26 protein-coding genes and 1 riboswitch are annotated in these 22,529 nt (G+C 45.2%); of the genes, 3 read left to right on the top strand and 23 right to left on the bottom strand.

The window, feature by feature from the left end; genetic code table 11:
- Positions 1–24: 24 nt before the first annotated feature.
- The 6 genes from HU147_RS18430 to HU147_RS18405 form a co-directional block, all read right to left on the bottom strand.
- Positions 25–354: a YuiB family protein gene (locus HU147_RS18430; RefSeq protein WP_224077549.1), complete on the bottom strand. Its 330-nt coding sequence runs from the start codon at positions 352–354 to the stop codon at positions 25–27.
- A gap of 439 nt (positions 355–793) precedes the next feature.
- Positions 794–898: a YuiA family protein gene (locus tag HU147_RS18425; RefSeq protein WP_224077573.1), complete on the bottom strand. Its 105-nt coding sequence runs from the start codon at positions 896–898 to the stop codon at positions 794–796.
- Between the two features lie 163 nt (positions 899–1,061).
- Positions 1,062–1,559 carry an NUDIX domain-containing protein gene (locus HU147_RS18420; RefSeq protein ID WP_224077548.1) on the bottom strand — a complete coding sequence of 166 codons (498 nt, stop codon included), beginning with the start codon at positions 1,557–1,559 and terminating at the stop codon, positions 1,062–1,064.
- Positions 1,560–1,614: 55 nt separating this feature from the next.
- Positions 1,615–2,832, bottom strand: coding sequence for an NAD(P)/FAD-dependent oxidoreductase (locus tag HU147_RS18415; RefSeq protein WP_224077547.1), 1,218 nt, complete (start codon positions 2,830–2,832; stop codon positions 1,615–1,617).
- Between the two features lie 252 nt (positions 2,833–3,084).
- Positions 3,085–3,447 (bottom strand): HesB/IscA family protein, encoded by a 363-nt coding sequence (locus tag HU147_RS18410; protein ID WP_053167131.1) that lies wholly within the window; start codon positions 3,445–3,447, stop codon positions 3,085–3,087.
- A 119-nt stretch (positions 3,448–3,566) separates the two neighbouring features.
- Positions 3,567–3,803 (bottom strand): NifU family protein, encoded by a 237-nt coding sequence (locus HU147_RS18405; protein ID WP_036808320.1) that lies wholly within the window; start codon positions 3,801–3,803, stop codon positions 3,567–3,569.
- A gap of 83 nt (positions 3,804–3,886) precedes the next feature.
- On the opposite strand from HU147_RS18405, the gene HU147_RS18400 reads away from it, so the two are divergent.
- Complete coding sequence (locus tag HU147_RS18400; protein ID WP_224077546.1) at positions 3,887–4,216, top strand: YuzD family protein; 330 nt, start codon at positions 3,887–3,889, stop codon at positions 4,214–4,216.
- A 33-nt stretch (positions 4,217–4,249) separates the two neighbouring features.
- Here the strand turns inward: HU147_RS18400 and HU147_RS18395 are convergent, their stop codons facing one another.
- Positions 4,250–5,317 (bottom strand): NAD(P)/FAD-dependent oxidoreductase, encoded by a 1,068-nt coding sequence (locus tag HU147_RS18395; RefSeq protein ID WP_224077545.1) that lies wholly within the window; start codon positions 5,315–5,317, stop codon positions 4,250–4,252.
- Positions 5,318–5,468: 151 nt separating this feature from the next.
- Between HU147_RS18395 and HU147_RS18390 the strand changes: the two genes are divergently transcribed.
- Positions 5,469–5,705: a YuzB family protein gene (locus HU147_RS18390; RefSeq protein WP_036808312.1), complete on the top strand. Its 237-nt coding sequence runs from the start codon at positions 5,469–5,471 to the stop codon at positions 5,703–5,705.
- 111 nt (positions 5,706–5,816) lie between these two features.
- Here HU147_RS18390 and HU147_RS18385 read toward each other — a convergent pair whose 3' ends face one another.
- The 10 genes from HU147_RS18385 to HU147_RS18340 all read right to left on the bottom strand — a co-directional run bounded on the left by HU147_RS18385 (position 5,817) and on the right by HU147_RS18340 (position 15,356).
- Positions 5,817–6,581: a TIGR01457 family HAD-type hydrolase gene (locus tag HU147_RS18385; protein WP_224077544.1), complete on the bottom strand. Its 765-nt coding sequence runs from the start codon at positions 6,579–6,581 to the stop codon at positions 5,817–5,819.
- Positions 6,568–7,026 (bottom strand): DUF86 domain-containing protein, encoded by a 459-nt coding sequence (locus HU147_RS18380; RefSeq protein ID WP_224077543.1) that lies wholly within the window; start codon positions 7,024–7,026, stop codon positions 6,568–6,570. The genes HU147_RS18385 and HU147_RS18380 overlap by 14 nt, the downstream gene beginning before the upstream one ends.
- 83 nt (positions 7,027–7,109) lie before the next feature.
- Complete coding sequence (locus HU147_RS18375) at positions 7,110–7,436, bottom strand: YutD family protein (RefSeq protein WP_036808306.1); 327 nt, start codon at positions 7,434–7,436, stop codon at positions 7,110–7,112.
- A 15-nt stretch (positions 7,437–7,451) separates the two neighbouring features.
- On the bottom strand, positions 7,452–8,375 hold the full coding sequence (lipA, locus tag HU147_RS18370; protein ID WP_224077572.1) for a lipoyl synthase: 924 nt from the start codon (positions 8,373–8,375) through the stop codon (positions 7,452–7,454).
- 148 nt (positions 8,376–8,523) lie between these two features.
- On the bottom strand, positions 8,524–8,640 hold the full coding sequence (locus HU147_RS18365; RefSeq protein ID WP_224077542.1) for a methionine/alanine import family NSS transporter small subunit: 117 nt from the start codon (positions 8,638–8,640) through the stop codon (positions 8,524–8,526).
- A 16-nt stretch (positions 8,641–8,656) separates the two neighbouring features.
- A complete protein-coding gene (locus tag HU147_RS18360; protein WP_224077541.1) occupies positions 8,657–10,177 on the bottom strand; it encodes a sodium-dependent transporter in 1,521 nt (506 codons plus the stop codon).
- A gap of 193 nt (positions 10,178–10,370) precedes the next feature.
- Positions 10,371–11,948 (bottom strand): Na+/H+ antiporter NhaC family protein, encoded by a 1,578-nt coding sequence (locus HU147_RS18355; protein WP_224077540.1) that lies wholly within the window; start codon positions 11,946–11,948, stop codon positions 10,371–10,373.
- A gap of 110 nt (positions 11,949–12,058) precedes the next feature.
- A riboswitch (Lysine riboswitch) is annotated at positions 12,059–12,241 on the bottom strand.
- 70 nt (positions 12,242–12,311) lie between these two features.
- Positions 12,312–13,655, bottom strand: a complete 1,344-nt coding sequence (locus HU147_RS18350; protein WP_224077539.1) for a bifunctional metallophosphatase/5'-nucleotidase — start codon at positions 13,653–13,655, stop codon at positions 12,312–12,314.
- Positions 13,656–13,668: 13 nt separating this feature from the next.
- Positions 13,669–14,496 carry a sulfite exporter TauE/SafE family protein gene (locus HU147_RS18345; RefSeq protein ID WP_224077538.1) on the bottom strand — a complete coding sequence of 276 codons (828 nt, stop codon included), beginning with the start codon at positions 14,494–14,496 and terminating at the stop codon, positions 13,669–13,671.
- Positions 14,496–15,356, bottom strand: coding sequence for a DUF72 domain-containing protein (locus HU147_RS18340; protein ID WP_224077537.1), 861 nt, complete (start codon positions 15,354–15,356; stop codon positions 14,496–14,498). Before HU147_RS18340 ends, HU147_RS18345 begins: the two co-directional genes overlap by 1 nt.
- A 177-nt stretch (positions 15,357–15,533) precedes the next feature.
- Between HU147_RS18340 and HU147_RS18335 the strand changes: the two genes are divergently transcribed.
- On the top strand, positions 15,534–16,211 hold the full coding sequence (locus HU147_RS18335) for a DNA alkylation repair protein (protein WP_224077536.1): 678 nt from the start codon (positions 15,534–15,536) through the stop codon (positions 16,209–16,211).
- Positions 16,212–16,288: 77 nt separating this feature from the next.
- On the opposite strand, the gene HU147_RS18330 is transcribed toward HU147_RS18335, so the two are convergent.
- The 6 genes from HU147_RS18330 to sufC all read right to left on the bottom strand — a co-directional run bounded on the left by HU147_RS18330 (position 16,289) and on the right by sufC (position 21,795).
- The gene (locus HU147_RS18330) at positions 16,289–16,474 is read right to left on the bottom strand and encodes a hypothetical protein (RefSeq protein WP_224077535.1); all 186 of its coding nucleotides are present in this window, start codon (positions 16,472–16,474) and stop codon (positions 16,289–16,291) included.
- Between the two features lie 135 nt (positions 16,475–16,609).
- Entirely contained in the window at positions 16,610–18,007 is a 1,398-nt protein-coding gene (gene sufB, locus HU147_RS18325) for a Fe-S cluster assembly protein SufB (RefSeq protein WP_224077534.1), read from the bottom strand.
- Positions 18,008–18,027: 20 nt separating this feature from the next.
- Positions 18,028–18,468 (bottom strand): Fe-S cluster assembly sulfur transfer protein SufU, encoded by a 441-nt coding sequence (sufU, locus tag HU147_RS18320; protein ID WP_036808278.1) that lies wholly within the window; start codon positions 18,466–18,468, stop codon positions 18,028–18,030.
- Entirely contained in the window at positions 18,458–19,687 is a 1,230-nt protein-coding gene (locus HU147_RS18315) for a cysteine desulfurase (RefSeq protein WP_224077533.1), read from the bottom strand. The genes sufU and HU147_RS18315 overlap by 11 nt, the downstream gene beginning before the upstream one ends.
- Complete coding sequence (gene sufD / locus HU147_RS18310) at positions 19,687–20,991, bottom strand: Fe-S cluster assembly protein SufD (protein WP_224077532.1); 1,305 nt, start codon at positions 20,989–20,991, stop codon at positions 19,687–19,689. Before sufD ends, HU147_RS18315 begins: the two co-directional genes overlap by 1 nt.
- Before the next feature lie 18 nt (positions 20,992–21,009).
- A complete protein-coding gene (gene sufC / locus HU147_RS18305; protein WP_175557100.1) occupies positions 21,010–21,795 on the bottom strand; it encodes a Fe-S cluster assembly ATPase SufC in 786 nt (261 codons plus the stop codon).
- Between the last annotated feature and the right edge of the window lie 734 nt (positions 21,796–22,529).

Raw genomic sequence — 22,529 nt, 5'->3', positions numbered from 1 at the left:
GGTCTGGCGTTTTCGATATAGCCTTTAAAACATTTGGTACCCCATTTTGCGAAGAATTTTCATAACAAAGCCTGATGTTACCGCGCCGGCAAACCCTGCCAACAGCACTGCTATATCACTGCCTGTCAATGAAGTCAGCGTATTCCCCAGCATTGAAAAAGACTCGCCCGGGTTTGTGAAGTAATCGAAAAAGCTGACATCGTCAATGATCAACAGCACCACTATCGGATAAACGATCGCCATCAGCCACGTCATGCGCAAAAGCATATTCAACAAAAAGCCGATGCCGAAAAACATCACAAAAAATAAAAGAACCGAAATAATTAACTGAACAATACTAATTGATGTACTCATGAATTCTAACCTCCGATATTCCTTTCATCAGTTTACCCGAAATGCCGGAGGCTTTCAACGACGCGAACCAGAGTTCATCGCTTTGTCAAATATGGACAAGAAAAGCGGAAGTGCCTGTTCAGCTCCGACAGGCGTAAGACGATCTGGCGAAGCGGCGCTTTTTGCCGCACAGCCAGAGTGGCTTACGACCCGAGGAGCTAGGCACTGTAGCTAGACACTAAAAAAGCGCAGACGGCCTTCTAGCCCCGACAAGCGCTGGAGGGTTTGGCATGAATGGCGCACTTTGCCATTCGAGACAAAACCGAAGCGACCTCGAGGGGCTGGCCGCCGGAGCTGGACACTAAGAAAAGCGGAAAGAGCCGCTTAGCTCCGACAGAAATTCCTTGTGCACAATAAAAAGACGTCTGTGGAGTTGCCTCCACAGACGTCTTTCGGGGGATCATTTTTTGCCGGAACCTGAACAGCGGGAGCACGTTTCTGAACCGCCCAATCGCAGCTGGAAGTATCCTTGGCCTGCACAATAAGGGCATTTGTTTGTAGGCATTGCCTTTTTCAAAACTGTCATTCGAAACACCTCCCTCTGTTATTGTTTGTAATATTCTGATAATATATCACGTCTCTTTTTATTATGCAACAATAGAAAAAGGTGATGTAAACGGATACATCGCCTTTTTTCTTCCGTATTCCACTTTTATCTATCATATTCTCTATTTTTTAAAAAATAATTTATATGTAGAATATCCGAAAACGTCTCCTGGATTTACATCTTCTATGGCTTCGAATCCTTCTTCAAGCACATAATTCACCATTTCCTGAAGCATGACGGATACTGAATCATCTTCTGCCAATTTCTCTGGAGACAACCAGGCCGCTTCATAAAGTTCCGAAAGCTGGGCAGCGACCGGTTGATCCTCATCACTTGCTTTCAGTAGAAAGACAGCCATATTGTCGCTGATTTCCTCCCGGATCACACCGGTCCGAAAACCGATCATTCCAAGCAGCTCACAATCAATTCCGGTTTCTTCTTTCACTTCCCGTATCGCTGCTTCGTCAACGGTTTCAGTCGCCATGACAAAACCTGCAGGAAGCGACCATTTGCCGTTCAGCCCGCCATATCGCTTTTTCACGACCAGCCATTCCTTTCTGGAGTTTATTACTAAACCCGCTGCTCCGAGCCAGATATTTCCACGTTTGTGTGCTGCCATATCCATTTCCTCCTTTAACAAAAAAAGCCCCCGCAAGCGGGAGCTTTTGATCTAATTATAGAACGTTGAATTTACCTTTTTTCATAACAAGACCAGGTCCGCCAACCAATAGCAATGCACGGTTGTCGATCATTTTCTTCATGAACGAAGCACGTTTTCCTGTAATCTTCTTGCCGAATACCACACCAATTGCATCGTCTTCGCCTAAAGAACAAACTGTTCCTTTCAGGTCAGGAACGAATGGCATCGTATCTTCGCCTTTGATCAAGGAGTTGATGTTTTTCGCTACTGTTTCACCTTGCTGCATAGCAATCTGTGCAGTCGGTGGATACGGACGGTTTGTTTCTTCGTTAATCATCAATGCGCAGTCTCCAACGATAAAGACATCAGAGAAGCCTGGAGCACGAAGATCCGGTTCCACTTTCACACGGGCACGCATGTTTTCAATACCTGACTCTTCGATCAGTTTGCTGCCGCGTACGCCTGCTGCCCATACCACTGTGCCGGCTTTGATGAATTCGAAATTGTCATCGCCTTTTTTGATGTTAACTCCTTCAGGCGTCGCTTCGACAACCGGAGTTCCGATTGAGAATTCGATTCCTTTGGATTCCAATTTGCCCACTGCATAGCTGACAAGTTCAGGATCAAATCCAGGCAATACCATTGGCGCCGCTTCTACACATACGACACGCACTTTTTCGCGAGGTACATCGTATTCTTTGCATAGCTCAGGCACACGGTTCGCAAGTTCGCCTAAGAACTCGATTCCTGTGAAGCCGGCTCCGCCGACAACGATTGTCAAACGGCTATCGTCTTTCTCTTCTTCCGCTGACCAGTTCGCAAATTGGAACTCGATATGCTCACGGATATAACGTGCAGCTTTAACGTTTGCAATTGAAAGCGCATATTTGTCAAGGCCAGGAATTCCGAAAGTTTCCCCTTCAAATCCTAGACCAATCACAAGATAGTCGTATGTAAAGACACCGTTGTCAGTCGTTACTTTCTTGCCTTTTACATCGATTGCTTCAACTGTTGCTTGAACAAATTTCGTTTTCACGCTATCGATTACATCTTTGATATCGTAACGGACTTGTTCTGGAAGAAGTGTTCCGGCAGCAGCTTCGTGAAGCCATGTGCTTTCGTAATGGTATTCGTTTTTGTTGATCAATGTAATGTCAGCACCATCTGTGCCTAATACCTTCTGCAAGTTTACTACAGTAGTCAAACCACCGTATCCTGCTCCTAATACTAAAATTGAGGGTCTCTTAACCACAATCGCAACCACCTTCAAGTCATTTTTAAAGCTTATATACTCCTACACTCTATATTAGACCTTTTGTATACCGTTTTCAACTCACAATTGCCTTGCTGTAAGCTTTATCCATCAAGTGTGATGGAATTATTACGGATAGTTGAAAAGAAGCGAAAAAACTTGTGCACTGTACTTGCTTTCTATAAAAGCGCCTTCATCACTCGGTTTGTTTCCAACTTAAAAAACCTTCTCAAATGAGAAGGTTTTTTAAGTTTAACAGCTTTCCGGCGTACCTGCTTTTTTAGCAGTCCGGAAAGAAGTTCCACAGCCGCATGATGCGATGGCATTCGGATTTTCAATAGTAAACCCGCCGCCCATCAACGACTGTTTGTAATCAACTACTGTACCGTTCAAAATAGGTGCATCTTCTCTCGCTACTAAAATACGGATGCCGAATTGCTCCAATATATCATCATCAGAGCCCTGTTCTTTTTCAAAGCCCATTCCGTATGTTAATCCGCTGCAGCCTCCGCCTTTAACGGCTACGCGAAGAAATGAATCTTCTTCTTCGTTATGGCGCATCATTTCTTTGACTTGAAAAGAAGCCGCTTCAGTAATTTCAACTACTTGTGCCATACCTATCACTCCTCTTCCATCATCATAGCAATAAATGTTCACCCGCTTCAAGCGAACAAGCTTGTGCGAGGCGTTAATTATATGTAGCAAAAAAGGGACCTATGACGGGTCCCTTGGCATTAAAATACTTGCTCTACTTCTACAACGCCAGGAATTTCTTCCATCAATGCGCGTTCAATCCCTGCTTTTAATGTAATGGTCGAACTTGGGCAGCTGCCGCATGCACCCAGAAGACGAAGTTTTACGATTCCATCCTCCACATCAACAAGTTCACAGTCTCCACCGTCACGCAAAAGGAATGGACGCAATTTATCTAGGACTTCCATTACTTGGCTTTCCATCATAGCTTCAGTCATTTATATCGACTCCTTTCATTATAATCATTATAATGTGATTGAGAGGAAAAAGCCACTAATGAATTTACAGGAGGTAGACTTAAATGCCGAAAGAAATCTCGATTGAAGTTTACGGAACCGATGTTATTTGTGCCAGCTGCGTCAACGCCCCTTCTTCCATAGATACGTATGAATGGCTCGAAGCGGCCATTTCACGTAAATACAAAGATCAGCCATTTTCAATTACCTATATCGATATTGAGAAACCGCAAGACCTGGAACACCGCAAAGACTATGCCCAGCGGATCCTGGACGATGAATTTTTCTATCCGCTTGTATTAGTAGAAGGCGAAGTTGTCGGCGAAGGATACGTCCAGTTGAAGCCTGTATACAAAGAACTTGAAAAACACGGCTTTTCAGCAGAAGCCCAATAAAAAAAGCGCTCAATTGAGCGCTTTTTTACTTTCTCAGCCATTATGCCATTTGTACATCCAAAGTACGCCGGACTTCATCAAGCGGGCGATGCGGCCTGTTACGGTACGGTCTGCCAAATAGGCAAAACCTTGCTTTTTGCCGAGTGAACCGAGGAATCCTTTAAGCTGGATTTCCGGCATCTGCTCAGGCAGCGGCTGGTTTCTCCAAATTGCAGACAGCACTTTTACAATTTGCTCTGCTTGTTCTTCAGCCAGCTGGGCAGACGGTGCCATTGGCAGCGCTGCACAGTCGCCTACAACATAGACGTTTTCGTGATTCGGAATTTGGTGGTACTGGTTAATGACAATGCGTCCGCTGCTATCGCTTTCGAGACCAAGGTCACGCACGACTTTAACCGGCTGGATGCCTGCAGTCCAAACCACTGCATCCACTGGAATGGTATCTTCGTGGTTATAAAGAAGATTCGGCTCCACTTTCGTGATGTTGGAGCTTGGAATCACTTCCACATTGTTTTTGTCGAACCATTTTTTAACGAAATTGCTTAAGCGCTCTGGGAAATCCCGCAAGATCCGTGGGCTTCTGTCGAACAGCTTGATCTGAAGATCTTGTCTGCTTTCACGCAATTCGCTTGCCAATTCAATTCCGCTGAGGCCAGCGCCAACAACGCCAACTACCGCTCCTGAAGGCAGGCCTAAAAGTGTTTTAAAAGTCTCGCGTGTTTTGCCGATGGTCTGGATACTGTACGTGAATTCATCAGCTCCTGGAACGCTGTGGTATTTGTCTTCACAGCCCAGGCCAATGACCAAGTCATCGTATTCGATGCAATCGCCGTTTTCCATGACAACGCAATTTTCATCCATACTGATTTTCTCGATTTCCCCGTGGACCATCGTCAAACGGTCGCTTTCAGGGAATGCCACCCGCACTTCATGATCCGACGCTGTCCCTGCCGCAAGCGCGTAGAATTCCGTCTTCATGCTGTGGAAAGGCGTTCGATCGATCAAAATGATTTCCGTATCAAGCGGAAGGTTATTGGGCAATAGGCGAAGCAATATCCGCATATTTCCGTATCCACCGCCGAGTAAAACTAATTTTCGCATAAGTATCTCCCTTTTCATCCGTATATCTGCACAATTTCTCAACTAAGAGTATAGCTGATTGTGATAAGTTTCACAAGCTATTATACAGAAATCAATTAATTGACTATCGCTATAAAAAAAGGTAGGATTTCAGAGTAGTGAGGTGACCAAAATGAAACCAATTGTGGAATTTTGCATCAGCAATATAGCAAATGGATCACAAGAATCTTTTGAAAAACTGGAACGGGATCCGAATCTCGATGTGCTGGAATATGGCTGTTTAAGTTATTGCACAAAATGTTCGGAATCTCTTTATGCACTCGTAAATGGTGAAATCGTCGAAGCAGATTCACCCGAAGAGCTGACCAAGAATGTTTATGAGTTTATAGAAGAAAACCCTTTATTCTAAGCCGTTCCCAACGGCTTTTTTATATGGTCCAGACTCCAGCGCCCAGATTCCAGGGCCATAAGCCAACCCGGCTGTGTGGCCGTCGAATCTACACGGGCTCTTGCGCTTTTCTTATATGGTCCAAAACCCAAGGTGTTCCAGCAGATACGTCGGCTGAACATCTTTTTTCATTACATCTTCCATCGGCGTAACGCCGGTGTTAACATGGGCCGTGTCAATTTCAAAATGGACGCCTGCTAAAATATCGGTGTCGTAATTATCCCCGATCATGACCATGTCGTTTTTTTCAAATCCGTGTTCGTACAAAATGGCGTCGAGCATATGCCCTTCCGGTTTGCCGATATACACGGGGTCCACTCCTGTAGATGCAGCAACAAGCGTTGTGAATGCGCCGTTTCCTGGCAGCAAGCCTCTTTCCGACGGAAATGCCAAATCGCGGTTGGTAGACAGAAAGACGGCGCCTTTTCGAACTTCCAAACATGCCGTTGCCAGCTTTTCGTAGTTTACAGCAGGATCAATCCCCATCACCACAATATCAGCGTCTCTTTCAACTTGCGAAATGCCTTCTTGCTCCAACGCCTGGCGAAGACCGTCTGAGCCGATCATAAAGACCGTCTTATCCGGATACCAGCGTTTGATGTATTTTGCAGCTGCAAGAGCGGAAGACATAATTTGGGACTCCGCTGTCTCTATGCCAAACCGCGTAAGCTTTTGGTGGAGCTGCAGCTGCGTCATCGATGCATTATTCGTGACAAAAAACGGTTCAATGCCCTCTGTTTGGAGGCGGCGCACAAAAGCCACCGCTTCTGCGATGGGTTCTGTTCCCCGGTAGACCGTGCCGTCCAGATCAAGGCAATAGGCTTTATAGGTTTTCATTATTAGACTCCGGCAAAAATGCGGATACCGGCCCCAGCTCGTGTTCCAAATAATGTTCAACTTTCGGTGCAAACTCTTTTAGCGGTCCGTAGTTGGCGCTAATAACATCCAGCAATTCCTGATGGTCCACTTTCATGAATTCCCGCACCAGCATTTTGCGCAGTCCGATCACCTTTTTCAACGGTTCATCCATTTCCGCCGTAATGACTTTTTCATCCACCAAAATATCAATGATATCCTCGTAGCTCCCGGGATCCCGCATGATAAACCCGTCAATCATGGAATTCCCCATATCGATCATCGACTCGACCAAATTGTTCGCAAGCCGCTCCAACGCTAATTGGTCCACCAAAGATGACCACTCTTTCTTTTCTTCAAACAATTCCACCAATGCAGCCATATGAGCTGCTGTTTCTGTAATCTGATTTCTATCTATGAAATACATTTATAACCCTCCATTAAACTTAGCTGTTACATGCTGTTCTCTTCTTTATCATATCATATGGCACGAAAAAAACCCTCGCCAGATTATGAATCTGTCTCGAGGGTTTCCGGTTGTTGTTCTGGTTCAGGTGCAGGGGCTTTGCCCACTTTCTTGATGACAAAATAGGCACAGCCGAAATTGCAGTATTCGTACAAATAATCCTGCAAGGTGCTGATTTTTGTGTCGTATGTCGCTTTATGATTGGTATCTTCAAAAAAGCCTTTCAATCGGAGCTGGCCATATCCCCAGTCTCCCAGTATATAATCATATTTTGCCAGGATCTCGCTGTAGCGGTTTGCCAGTGCTTCTTGCTGGAACCCTTCCCGGTAATCGATTATCACTTCGTATTCCCATTGATCTAATATAACCATCTTTATCACCATCCATTAGCTGTCTGAAACAGCTGCTTGTATATCTCCAAGACGTTGGCGTTCTTTTGCGGCTGCGTTGACTTGCTCATCGGCATGGTAACTGCTCCGGACAAGCGGCCCTGACTGGCAGTGCGAAAATCCTTTTTCCATCGCAATTTCCCATAATTCCTTAAACTCTTTCGGCGAATAATATTTCTGTACCTTCAAGTGTTTTTTGGATGGCTGCAAATACTGCCCAATCGTCATGATATCAACATCGTTTGCCCGTAAATCGTCCATGACTTCAAGGATTTCTTCTTTCGTTTCACCTAGACCGAGCATCAGCGAAGACTTGGTCGGAATTTCCGGACGGATTTCTTTTGCCCGCTTCAACAGTTCGAGGGAACGGTCATAAGTTGCCCGCGCCCGGACTCTCGACGTCAGTCTTCGGACGGTTTCGATATTGTGGTTTAAAATATCGGGTTCCGCCGCCATCAGTCGTTCAAGGTTTTCATACACTCCACCCATATCAGAAGGCAGAACTTCAACAGTTGTAAATGGATTTAAACGTTTGATGGCGCGCACAGTTTCAGCAAATACTTCCGAGCCGCCGTCTTTTAAGTCATCACGGGCTACAGCTGTTATCACCGTATGCTTTAAATTCATTAATTGCACAGATTTGGCTACACGTTCCGGCTCCTGCAGATCCAGTTCATTCGGCAACCCGGTTTTGACCGCACAGAAACGGCAGGCACGGGTACAGACAGCTCCGAGAATCATAAATGTGGCTGTTCTGCGCGTCCCCCAACATTCATGGATGTTTGGGCAACGGGCTTCTTCACAAACCGTATTCAAGTTGTTTTCCCGCATCATTTTTTTCAGATCCGTATAGTTTTCATTTGTATTAAGTTTGATTTTTAACCAATCGGGCTTTCTTAGATGTTCCTGTTCAACTGACACGCTCATCGTCCCCATTCTGTTAAGTTATGTATGAAATCATTCCATTCCAAATGTACCATAAAGAACCATCCCCTACAATATAACAAAAGTTGGAAGGCTCTCCAATACCATAGAAAAACCCGGAAGCGATTGCTCCCGGGTTTTCATCTTAAGCTGTTCTTTTTGCAGCTCTGCTTTTGCTGACAGCATGCAAGATGCTAGCAGCCAAGCCGCCCCAAATGATTACCATACCGATTATCATTACGACAATTGCGCTAATTGACATGTTATGGTCCCCCTTACTATTTATCTTCTTCAAACTGGGCATGGTCTTTATGCCATTTGCCGAGGGAGAAGAGAATCCCAAACACAAGTGCGGCAAGTGCAACACTCGTACCGCCGAGCATGATGAACGTATCCGAATACCCTTCGTAGTTGCCGGTTTCGGTATCAAATTCCTTCAGAAGGTTGGTTTTCAATAAACCGAACATCATATAACCCAAAACAATTGGCGTTACGATGCCCAGGCAGATTTTCCACCAGCCGCCAAGGTGAATGTCTGAAATGGCATTGGCATGGTCCCGCAGCAGATCCACTTTACGGAAAGCCCATACGACCAAGATCACTTCAACTAATCCGATTGCTGCTACACCAAATTGGTTGATGAAATAATCAGCTACGTCCAGGAAGAACAAGCCGCCTTGTGTAGCAAAGAGAATGGAAATCAATGCAGCAAGCCCGCCGCCAAATGCAACTGCTTTATTGCGTGAAATCCCGAATTTTTCAGAGAATCCAGCAACGTAAGTTTCCGTGATGGAAATCAATGAAGTAAGTCCGGCCAACGTCAACGACAAGAAGAACAAGGCCCCAAAGAATCCGTTAAAGCCCGGGAATTCACTGATGATTTGCGGGAACACAACAAATGCTAACCCTACGCCTGCTGTAGCTACATCCGCAACCGCAACCCCTTGCTGGCTCGCCATAAACCCAAGTGCTGCAAAAACTCCGATTCCGGCAAGCAATTCAAAAGCCGAGTTGGCAAATCCGGTGATGAATGCATTGTTTGTAATATCCGATTTTTTCGGCAAATAACTTGCATAAGTGATCATGATAGCGAAAGCGATTGATAAACTGAAGAAAATATGTCCGTATGCCGCTACCCAAACCTGAGGGTCCATAATGGCATCAAAATTCGGTTTGAAGAATGCCTCAAGCCCGAGTGCAGCACCATCAAGAGTGACAGCGCGTATAACGACAATCAGGAAAATGACCACTAATGTCGGAATGAAAATTCGGTTCGCCATCTCAATTCCTTTTTTGACTCCGGCGAAAAGAATGCCAAGCGCAATAATCCATACAAGCGCCAACGGAATAAATACACCCCATACAATTCCGCCGGTTTGACCTGGCTGAACAGTTAGTTGAAGAAAATCTTCAAATAAAAATGCCTGTGTATCGTCTCCCCATGCCTGATTGAACGAAAAGATCGTGTAACGCATTGCCCAAGCAATAATAACTGCATAATAAGTGGATATGACGAATGAGACGAATATCGCCCACCAGCCCATCCATTCCAATTTTTTGCCGCTCATTCTAAAGAACGATAGCGGTGCTGATCCGCGGAATTTATGGCCGATGGTGAATTCCATAATTAGAATTGGTATCCCTGCGGTTAACAGAGCGAATAAGTACGGTATAAAGAATGCTCCTCCACCATTTTCATAGGCCACGTACGGAAAACGCCAAATGTTCCCCAGACCTACAGCTGACCCCACAGCTGCCATAATGAAACCGGCGCGTGTTCCCCATTGCGAACGTTCCATTTTTTCTCCCCCTTGTTTTCTTCCATTTCCTTTCCAGAAAAATAGGAAGTTTGTTTATTTTCAGATTATTTACTAATCTAAAAATAGTATAACGAGGAGGCTCTGCAAAGTAAAGATAATTCAGCAAGGTTTTTACAAATAACTATTGCTACAATAATAAAAAAGCAGAGAACCAGGTTCTCTGCTTTACATATCATAGAGTTTTAGCACGTTTTTCAAGAATAGTGGTGCGCCGCGACCAAGCTACGAATAATATCAAAAGAATAACCACAACTGCTCCTAAGGCCAACCACAGGGATTCTGTGAAACCTATGACAATATACCCGATTGAAGCAATGCCGGCAGCTGTCAGTGCATACGGAAGCTGAGTTAATACATGGTCCATATGATTGCTTCCTGCTCCCGTCGAAGACAGGATGGTCGTGTCGGAAATCGGTGAGCAGTGGTCACCGAATACAGCTCCAGCCAGTACTGCAGACAAAGCCGGCAATAATAGCTCAGGTGCAGCCTGGGCCATGATGTTCCCCGCAATCGGTAGTAGAATTCCGAATGAGCCCCATGAAGTTCCGGTTGAGAAAGCCATAATTCCTGCCAGTAAAAACAGCAGAACCGGCAGGACTTCAATTGGCACATTGTTTTCTGTGACAATTTCTGAAAGGTAAAGCCCTGTTTCAAGCGCGCCGATCAAATAACTTAATGACCAGGCAAAAATCAGGATAAACACAGCAGCGGCCATGGACTTGATGCCCGCGATAATGCCTTTGCCCACCCATGCAGCGTTTGCTGTTTTATTGTGTTTCATTTGAAGCAAGTACAGCACAATCGAAGTGGCGGCTCCAAGAAGTCCACCGGTCAACAACGAAGCCGGGACATCGGTGTTTTCAAAAATCAGCCAGATGTCAGCGACTTGGCCGGCATTCTGATAGCCCGTCCAAATCATGGCAAGGATCGTCCCGGCAACTAATAACAAGATTGGCAGCAACAGGTCCCGAACATGGCCGTGTGAATGGCTTGGAAACTCTTCTTTCATTTCTCCAGGAATTGTTTTCTTTGGATCAAACAATTGCCCTTCAACAATTGCGCGTGTCTCGTGTTTTTTCATCGCTCCGAAATCCACGTCCCGGATAGCGACGAAAAAGACGATCGCCAGTGTGGCAATTGCATAAAAGTTCATCGGCGCCATCAAGACGAACGACTCGAGTGCAGAAGACTGAACATACGTCTGTTCCGCCAAAATCGTCGCGATGATTCCGATAATCGCTGCTCCCCAGCTCGAAACCGGTGAGATAACGCAAACTGGAGCGGCTGTCGAATCAATAAAATAAGCCAGTTTGGCACGTGAAATCTTATAGCGGTCCGTAATCGGCTTGGCTACTTGCCCGACTGCCAATGCATTGAAATAGTCATCAATAAAGATGACGATTCCCAAGAATACCGTCAGGACTTTTGCGCCTCTTCTTGACTTGATGCGTGTAGCTGCCCATTCTGCGAAAGCATGGCTTCCGCCGGACAAGCTGACGAACGCAGTGATGATCCCTAGCAGCAGCAGGAAGAGAAGGATAAAGACGTTATAAGCGTTAAATCCTTCATCCCAAAACGTAATAGCAAATGAATTGTAAACTTCCCGCAATGCTTCCAGCGGCGCAAATGATGTCAAAATCAAAGCTCCGGCCACAATTCCCGCTCCGAGCGACAATAGAACGCGGCGAGTTAGAAGCACCATGACAATCGCAATGATTGGCGGCAAAATCGAAAAAATAGTGTTTTCCATGTTACAGATTCCTCCTGTTTTTTAGGATGGAAGAGAAAGAAAAAGGGCCCACTGTCTCCCAATGGATACAGTCAGCCCTCTACAATTCGTCTGTGCGTTCAAACACCAAACAACCCTGTAGCTCTTCGTTTAAATTAAAACTTAAACGACAGTGGCATTCCTATTCAGAATACCCCCAGCTCTTTTTTCAGTGACAGCAAAAAAAGAACTTCGGCAAAACTTCCTTTCGGATGTGTTCAACGTTGTCACACTCACACATCGTACTAATAAGTTTTGCGGCCTCTACCCATCAATATTTATTTCATAGTAAGCATAGCCCATACTTTTTACAAAATCAAATGTATGTTAAGTCCGAATTTTCTTTCAACGAATAGCTTTGCTCCGGAAATACTGGCTGAAAACATCCCGCAGGAATTCCGGCATGAAATACTTTTTCGGAGCGCGCTTTAGCGATGGGAAAAAGTAGCCGAACGTAAACATGTCCAACGTGATAAGTTCAAACGTTTCATCATGGGTTGCCGGTTTCCCGCCGACGAACAGTTGGTGGTTTTTCACCTCCAGGCCTACCCGGATCATTTTGCCGACGACCGCCCCCCGGAATCCCATTCCTTTCAATTCGATATGCGGCCACTCTGCGTTTAAGGACTGCATGTAAATTTCTTTCAGTTCTGCACCGGTCAGCTCGATCAAGCATGGATTGATCGGATGCGGCAGCATTTTATGGAAATCATAGCGGGTCGCTTTCCCTAGCGGCATGTCTTCCATAAACAACCCGGCATTGAATAGCGCACAAGGGGCACCTGAAAATTCCAGCAAAGCTTCCCCGAACAATTCAGCAAGCTCCGAGTCTTTGAACCATTCCGCTTTCAACTCTTTTTCATTATAGAAAATCGGTTCACTCAATTGGGCTTTGCCTTGTTCGATCAGCAGCTCATTGAATGTGCCATCGCTTTCTTGCAACGTCGCTGTTTCAATCAGCTGTGCTTTTTTCTCCTGCCGCAAAGGTTCAATGGTCACATGGCCGATATACATACCGAACTTCCCGGCAGCTCCAAGCAATGTATCTCCAATCATTTTCCCTTCATGGAAAATATGATGGGTATGGGCTCCGAGAATGACGTCGATATCGGGGCATAGTTCCGCCAAATATTCATCCTCTTTGACGCCAAGATGGGACAGGCAGACAATCAGGTCCGCTTCCCCTTTAATAGCCTCTACGGCCTCTATAATAGCGTTTTTCGCGTCTGAAATCGTCCAGCCAAGGCGTTTATAGAAAGGCGTGAATTCGGCTGTAGCTCCGACCAGTCCAATGGTGTACCCGCTATTTGTTTTGATGAGCCGGTACGGTTTCGCCCATTCAGGACGTTCGCCGTTCGGTTTATATAAATTGGCGACAACAACATCAAAATCAGCCTGTACATATAAGTCATCCAATTCTTCTTTGGACAGCGTGATGCCTTCGTTATTGCCGATGGTCACCGCGTCGTATTCGGCATCATTCAGCAATTCCACATTTCCTTTCCCGGCTGTTCCTTCAGTGTAGGGATGCGAGCGGTCGACATGGTCGCCGATATCGAGGATCAGGCAGATATCCCCTTCTTCCTCGTGCCAGCGTTTCCGCTCACTTAATAAGTTTTTGATGCGTGGCCAATTCGAAAAATGGCTGTGCAAATCGTTTGTATGATAAATATGAATGGTCTCACCCATCACTTACACCTCTTTAAGAACTGAATAATCCTTCGTAAATCGAACGCACCCCCAATACCAATAGGGCAATGCGCAATATGACGACAAGCGTCTCAGACTGAAGTTTTTTGTTTAACCCTGCCCCTATTTTTGCGCCAATATAAGCCCCGGGCACGACAGCCAATGTGTAAATCCATGGAATATTGCCAAGTGAAAAATGGGTGATGGAGTTTACGATCGCTGATAAAAATACCATGAACATGGAAGTGCCGACTGCCACATGCGGCGGAAATAGAAAGAGCAGGATCATGGCCGGCACCATAATGGAACCGCCGCCGATGCCAAACAGGCCGGAAGCAAATCCTACAGCGAATGTCAGCACAAGCGCTGCCCAAATCGGGTATCCATAAACGTATTCCTTGTTCATAGAATCTTTAAAATGATACTTTTTGCCATTGTCGACAAACCAGTGGACTTCTTTTAACCGGTCCCGAACCAATAGCAAAATCGCTAGAAAAACCAGCAGAATACCGAAATACAGATTAAAAGAAGGCAAATCCAGCCCCTTATTCACAAACGCTCCGATGATGGTTCCAGGGGCACTGCCTGCAAAAAAGATAAATCCGCTTTTATAATCGACGGTTTTCACTTTCATATAGGACAGCGTGGAAGAAAGCCCTGTAAAAATCATCATAATCACCGAAAGCCCAACAATTTTCTGCGGAGACAATTCAGGAAAAAAAGCAAACGCCGTGCCGAGAAACAGCATGGCTGGTACGAGAATGACCCCTCCGCCAAGGCCAATCAACGCACCTACGATTCCTGACAATAAGCCAACAATCGCAATTAGCACAAACACCATTAAAATTCACCTTCAAACAAATCGAGCTGTTTCTCATGGAGCCCTTTGAATTCCAGCTCGTTCATCTCTTGAAATTGTTTGGCATCTCCCGCCGCATGGCCGCCTGAGTTATTATTGAAAATCACATACACATTATCCGTTGATTGTTTTAAGGATGCAACGGCTTCGCTGATTTCTTCCAGCTCTTTTTTATTGTAATCGTACAAGTAACGGACTTCCCGCCATTTCTTGGCATTGCCGGGATTCAGCCAGCCATGGACATTGCGGCCATGCAGCCGAAAGAGCACTTTGTCTTCCCGGGTGGAAATCGGCACTAACGGAATGGAGCCGTCACCCGCCTGCGGTTCATCGCAAACGGAATGGATCAAGTTGTTTTCCCTTAAAAACTCGATCGTCTTCTCCTGCAGTTCCGGTGCATACCAAGACTGATGGCGAAACTCGACGGCCAAATCAAACTCCTGCAGGCGCCCGACAATCTCCCGGATCTGTTCGACATTGTCCCGCTGGCAATCAAACCAAGGCGGAAACTGAAGCAGCACCATCGCCAATTTTCCCGCTTCCTTTAAAGGCCGAATCGACAAGAGAAACGCTTCAAACATTTCGTCGCGGCTCTCGAATGGGTTTTCCCCGCGCTGATGCCCGGTCATGCCTTGATAGGCTTTCACCACAAACTGAAATCCTGCAGGTGTCTCGTTGATCCATTTGCGGATATTGCGCTCAGGTTGGACTGCATAGAACGATGAATCCAATTCAACGATTGGAAAATGCGAGCTGTAATCAATGAGTTTTTCTGTTTTTTTTGAGCCTGGGCTATAGACGTCCGGATGGTCTCCCCACCCCGTCAAACCAACGTATATCATCGTCCCGCCTCCACTATTCGTTATTATTTTATGATAGCACACAAAAAATGGGGCGTCTTTTTGGAAGATGCCCTTTGCCGCAACTACAAGATTTCCAATAAAAAAAAGCAGTTGCTGTACATTTCCCTGCTTTTGGATGTGCTACACTTTTTTTAAAAAGATTAGGAGATGAATTTCATGAAAAAAGAATGGGACCATAGAGGAATCATCGGAAAATTTGAAGCCCACCGCAGCGAAGAACTGGCTGTAGCGATGAGCGCGTATATGCGAAATCAATTCCCCTTTCTCGGAATCAAAACGCCTTTGCGGAAAGTATTGCTGAAGGAACAGTTTCAGGAATACCAGCTTCCGGAGCCGGAACGTTTACCAGAAGAAGTATGGAAACTGTATACACTGCCGGAACGCGAGTACCAGTATGCGGCCATCGCCCTACTTGAAAAAATGGTGAAGCACTTGTCGCTTGCTGATCTGCCCTTTTTACGCCAATTGATCGAAAGCAAGTCCTGGTGGGACAGTGTCGATTCCATCGCTCCGCGCGCACTCGGCTATGTCGTTCAAATCCAGCGGGATGCCGGGACCCTCACAATGCTTGAATGGTCTCAAGCCGATAACATGTGGACAAACCGTGCGGCTATTCTTCATCAATTAAAATATAAACAAACTACCGACACGGCGGTACTTAGCCGCATCATCCTGGAGCACGCCGCTTCGTCTGAATTCTTTCTCCAAAAATCCATTGGCTGGGCACTCCGCGAATACGCTAAAACCGATGCCGACTGGGTGCGGACTTTTGTTTTGGAACATGAATTGATGCCCCTTAGCAAACGGGAGGCACTAAAAAATATCAATAGGTAAAAGCCCGGCGCTTATGCGCCGGGCTTTGTTATATTCTTTACTATCATTGGTGAAACGTACTGCTTCCGTCCATGCTGTTAAAAGATTCCACCGAGGCCTTTTCCGCCAATGATCGATTTTGCAGATTCGAACAGTTCCTTCTTTTCATTCTCGTCAATTTTTCCATCTTCATGAGCTTGTTTGGCTTGCTCCATCACTTCTTTTGCCTGCCCCAAGTCTGCGTTGCTAAGCTTTGCTTTCAATGCATCGAATGTTTGACTCATGTCAGCATTCCTCCTTGAAATTTACTTACCTAGCTTGTTTACCCCTTAAATGAACAATAAAACGGCATCGTTTTTTACCATAAAAAATAACCCTTGGCATGAGCAATCTCATGCCAAGGGCTGTTAACAACTTTATTAACCAATAGAGCCTTCCATTTCGAACTTGATCAAACGGTTCATTTCTACCGCATATTCCATTGGAAGTTCTTTTGTGAATGGCTCGATGAAGCCCATGACGATCATTTCTGTTGCTTCCTGCTCAGAAACGCCGCGGCTCATCAAGTAGAACAATTGCTCTTCAGATACTTTTGAAACTTTCGCTTCGTGTTCCAAAGAGACGTTATCGTTCAAGATTTCATTGTAAGGGATAGTATCAGAAGTTGACTGATTATCCATGATCAATGTATCACATTCGATGTTTGAACGGGCGCCATCGGCTTTACGGCCGAAGTGCACGATTCCGCGGTAAGAAACCTTACCGCCTTGTTTCGAAATGGATTTCGAAACGATTGAAGAAGAAGTGTTTGGAGCCAAGTGAATCATTTTCGCTCCAGCATCCTGGTGCTGCCCTTTGCCGGCGATTGCAATCGACAAAGTCATGCCGCGTGCGCCTTCGCCTTTCAAGTAAACAGCCGGGTATTTCATCGTCAATTTAGAACCGATGTTGCCGTCGATCCATTCCATTGTACCGTTCGCATCCACGAATGCGCGTTTCGTTACAAGGTTATAGACGTTGTTTGCCCAGTTCTGGATGGTTGTGTAGCGGCAATAAGCATCTTTTTTCACGATGATTTCAACTACTGCAGAGTGCAGGGAGTTTGTCGTGTAAACCGGTGCTGTACAGCCTTCTACGTAATGAACGCTTGCGCCTTCATCAACGATAATCAATGTACGTTCAAATTGGCCCATGTTTTCCGAGTTGATGCGGAAATAAGCTTGAAGCGGAGATTCCACTTTTACGCCTTTTGGTACATAGATGAACGATCCACCAGACCATACAGCTGTGTTAAGAGCCGCGAACTTATTGTCTGCAGCCGGAATAACTGTCTGCCAGTATTCGCGGAACAAGTCTTCGTTTTCACGAAGTGCAGCATCCGTGTCTTTGAAGACGATGCCCATGTCTTCCAATTCCACTTTCATGTTGTGGTAAACCACTTCAGATTCATACTGAGCAGAAACACCCGCAAGGTATTTTTGTTCAGCTTCAGGAATCCCTAATTTATCAAATGTCGCTTTGATTTCATCCGGAACCTCATCCCATGAAGTCTGGCTCGCTTCAGACGGTTTTACGTAATACGTAATTTCATCGAAGTTCAATGAACCCAAATCGCCGCCCCATTGTGGCATTGGCATTGAGTAGAACAATTTAAGAGCTTTCAGGCGAGATTTCAACATCCATTCCGGTTCGCTCTTAATGTTCGAAATTTCTCTTACGATATCTTCTGTAAGTCCACGTTTTGATCGGAACACTGACACATCTTTATCGTGGAACCCATATTTATAATCACCGATCTCCGGCATTTTTTTTGCCATCGTCGTTCCTCCGTTCTGTGTTACGATTTTTCTTCGCTTTTTACGCCTTTTTCCATGGCTTTCCATGCAAGAGTAGCACATTTAATGCGTGCAGGGAATTGGGAAACACCTTGCAATGCTTCGATATCCCCTAAATCGATTGAATCATCGTATTCTTTTCCTAGCATCATATCTGAAAAGATATGCGAAAGCTGCAACGCTGTTTCGACGTCTTTGCCTTTTACCGCTTGGGTCATCATTGAAGCAGATGCCATTGAAATCGAGCAGCCTTCACCGTCGAATTTTGCATCTTTGACAATATTGTCTTCGACTTGCAGCGTCAGCTGAATCCGGTCGCCGCATGTCGGATTGTTCATTTCGATATTCACACTGTTGGATTCAAGTGCGCCTTTATTGCGCGGCGTTTTGTAATGATCCATGATCACTTGCCGATAAAGTTGGTCTAAGTTATTAAAAGACATTATTGAAATACTCCTTTGCTGTACGCAGGCCTTCCACTAAACGATCGATATCCGATTCGTCATTGTAGACGTAGAAGCTGGCGCGTGCTGTAGCAGTCACATTCAGCCACTTCATCAGCGGCTGCGCACAATGGTGTCCAGCACGGACAGCAATGCCGCTCATATCCAGAACAGTTGCCACATCATGCGGATGGACATCATTCAAGTTAAACGTTACAATTCCTGCACGTTTTGCGGGATCTTTCGGGCCATAAATTTGTAGCCCTTCGATGCCGCCCATTCTGTCCATCGCATAAGCAGCCATTGCATGTTCATGCTGCTCAATATTATTCAAGCCGATTTCATTCAGAAAATCGATTGCAGCACCGAGGCCAACCGCTCCTGCAATAATCGGTGTGCCGCCTTCAAATTTCCAAGGAAGCTCTTTCCATGTTGAATCATATAAGCCGACAAAATCAATCATTTCCCCGCCGAATTCAACAGGTTCCATTTCTTCCAGCAACGCTTGTTTGCCGTACAATACGCCGATTCCAGTCGGACCGACCATCTTATGGCCGGAAAAAGCGAAGAAATCGCAATCAAGCTGCTGAACATCGATTTTCAAGTGAGGCGCAGCCTGAGCACCGTCTACAACAAGAACGGCTCCATTTTCATGGGCAATCTGCGCAACCTCTTTCACCGGGTTCATCGTGCCAAGCACATTCGAAACGTAGACCATTGAGACAATTTTTGTCCGTTCAGTAATCGCTGCCCGCACTTGTTCCAATGAAATCGTGCCGTCTTCTTCAAGCTCAATGTACTTCAGAATCGCTCCGCGTTCTTTTGCGAGTTGCTGCCATGGAATGATATTGGAATGGTGCTCCATATAGGTGATGACGATTTCGTCGCCTTCTTCCACATTCGCTCTGCCATAGCTTTGGGCTACTGTATTGATGGCAGTCGTAGTCCCGCGGACGAAAATCACTTCTTTGGCATCATTGGCATTGATGAATTTCCGGACTTTTTCGCGTGCGCCTTCATACTTTTCAGTCGCCCGGTTGCCGAGCGTATGCACGCCGCGGTGGACATTGGAATTGTCAAACTCATAATAGTTTTTCAATGCTTCAATGACCTGCACCGGTTTTTGGGAAGTGGCCGCACTGTCCAGATAGACAAGTGGATGGCCATTAATTTCTTGATTCAGTATCGGAAAATAGCTTTTTATCTCTTGGTTGATCATTAGCGGACTTTCCTTTCGATAACCTCCGTCAATTGCTTTTTAACGCCTTCGATTGGCAGCACATTTACTACTGGTGCCAAGAAGCCGTGAATAACAAGACGTTCAGCTTCCTGTTTTGTGATGCCGCGGCTCATCAAATAATACAATTGAAGCGGATCTACTCGGCCAACTGAAGCAGCGTGGCCTGCGGTTACATCGTCTTCGTCGATTAAAAGAATCGGGTTTGCATCGCCGCGTGCTTTCGGGCTCAGCATAAGAACACGGGATTCCTGTTCAGCATTCGCTTTTGAAGCACCGTGTTCGATTTTGCCGATGCCGTTGAAAATAGCGGATGCCGCTTCTTTCATAACGCCATGCGTCAAAATCTGGCCTTCTGAGTTTTTGCCCCAATGCGTTACAGTTGTTGTAAAGTTCTGTTTCTGAGTGCCTCTGCCAACTACAACCGTTTTTGTATCGCCAGTTGAGTTGTCGCCAATCAGGTAAGTTGTGTTTTCAGAAATCGTATCGCTGTCGTTCATCATGCCAAGCGCCCATTCAATCGTTGCATCGCGCTTCGCAACTCCACGGCGGTTGATATAAGCTGTAAATCCTTCAGCCAATACGTCTACTGCACCGTAAGTGATTTTTGCGTTATCTTCTGCAATAACTTCAGAAACGATGTTTGCGAGCCCGTTTGCTTGGGGTACTGTTGAAATATAAGTTTCAACATACGTTACTTGGCTGCTTGTATCTGCTACAACCAACACGTGGTTGAACAGTGAAGCATCTGCGTTGTCGTGGATGAATACCACTTGGACAGGCTCTTCAATAACAACGTTTTTCGGTACATATAAGAATACGCCGCCGTTTAACAAAGCTGCATGAAGCGATGTCAATTTATGCTCTTCCGCTTTTACAGCTTCGTTCATAAAATATTTTCCGACTAGGTCTGCATGGTCACGGATCGCTGTGAAAATATCAGTTAAGATAACTCCTTGTGCTTTCAGTTCTTCAGGCAACGCCAAGTATGCCGGTGTATTGTTGTGCTGGATATAAAGATTTTTCTGTTTCAAGTCAACAAGAGACTGCACTTCTTCCGGAAGCTCCGTAAGTGAAGAATACGTTGAGCTCTCTGTTGAATGCACAGGAAACTCAGTAAAGTTCCAGGCAGCAATTTTCGTTTTATCAGGTTTTGGCAACGGCAATACTTCTGCAGCTGCAAGCGCCTGAACGCGCAAGTTTGTAAACTCTTCAGGTTCTGATTTAGAAGCCGAGAAGGAGCGTACGTCCTGCTCGGTTATTTTTAAATTCGTTTCAACCGTCACGTTAGTTTCCCCTTCCAATTAAGCTTCTTGTCCTACAGTCTCATCTTCGATTCCAAGTTCCGCTTTGATCCAGTCATAGCCTTCTGCTTCCAGTTTGTGAGAAAGTTCTTCTCCACCGGATTTAACTACGCGGCCCTGCATCATTACGTGAACGTGGTCAGGCGTGATGTAGTTTAACAAGCGCTGATAGTGAGTGATGATCAAGCAGCCGAAGTTTTCGCTTCTCATTTGGTTAACGCCTTCCGATACAACTTTCAATGCATCGATATCCAAACCGGAGTCAATTTCATCAAGAACTGCGATTTTCGGTTTGATCATCATCATTTGAAGAATTTCATTGCGTTTCTTTTCCCCGCCTGAGAATCCTTCATTCAAATAGCGTTGCGCCATTTCCTGGTCCATATCAAGAACTTCCATTTTCTTGTCAAGTTCACGGATGAATTTCATCAATGAAATTTCGTCGCCTTCTTCGCGGCGGGCATTCATAGCCGAACGCATAAAGTCAGCATTTGTTACTCCAGAAATTTCACTCGGGTATTGCATGCCAAGGAAAAGGCCAGCGCGGGCGCGTTCGTCCACTTCCATTTCCAATACGTCTTCACCGTCTAAAGTAATTGAACCGGATGTTACTTCATATTTTGGATGCCCCATGATAGCAGAAGCCAAAGTTGACTTACCTGTTCCGTTAGGTCCCATGATGGCATGAATTTCACCTGTATTAATAGTTAAATTTACACCCTTTAAAATCTCTTTACCTTCGATTTCAACGTGCAAATCTTTAATGACCAAAGTTGACATGTAAATACCTCCATAAAGTTGATGTTGAATGGCAAACCATTCTTAATTAGTATCATTCTAATCTTAACCGAAATCACCATGAGTAGCAAATCATTAAACCGGAGAAGATTTTTAGATATGAGCTTTTCAAAATGCTGTATTTATTGCAAAATACGGGTTTTCGGCACAGTATTTCTGAATCATCTTTATTTTCAATAGAAACTCACTAAATGAGAATACATATCAATCAAAAAACCAGCACCTAAAGGCACTGGCTTAAACATACTATATTAATCACGGTGTACCAGACGTTCGATCTTCGCAGCCGCTAGCTGCCCTTTTTGATAGTCTCGTTCTCTCCGCTGCTCTACTTCTACAATTTTGTTTGTGTCATTTTGGTATTCATCAATACCAAATCCGTGGACGTCTCGAAATGCCTGCTCCATTTTCTCCGTGTGCTCAATTCCGTGTGAATCGATAGTGAACCATTCCTTTCGAATTTGTATTTCAGTATCTATTATACCCTTGTTTTCCCACCTAAAACCCAGGAACAGCAAATTTGTCAGAAAATAGCACTATCGTCATACAAAGTGGAAAAACCTATAAAAAGACCCGGAATAGGAATATTCCGGGTTAGACTAACATAATTAAATGGGACAATATAAAACACCTTCGAGATGGTACACTTTTAACAAGTACACAAATCGGAGGTGTTTTTGCATGGGCAAAAACGTATATTCAAGCGAAATTAAATGGGCTGT

The organism is Planococcus chinensis (genome assembly GCF_020071995.1).
In the GTDB taxonomy this organism is placed as follows: Bacteria; Bacillota; Bacilli; order Bacillales_A; family Planococcaceae; genus Planococcus; species Planococcus chinensis_A.
Note: the sequence above shows the minus strand (reverse complement) of the source record. Positions and strands in the feature narration are given on the sequence as shown.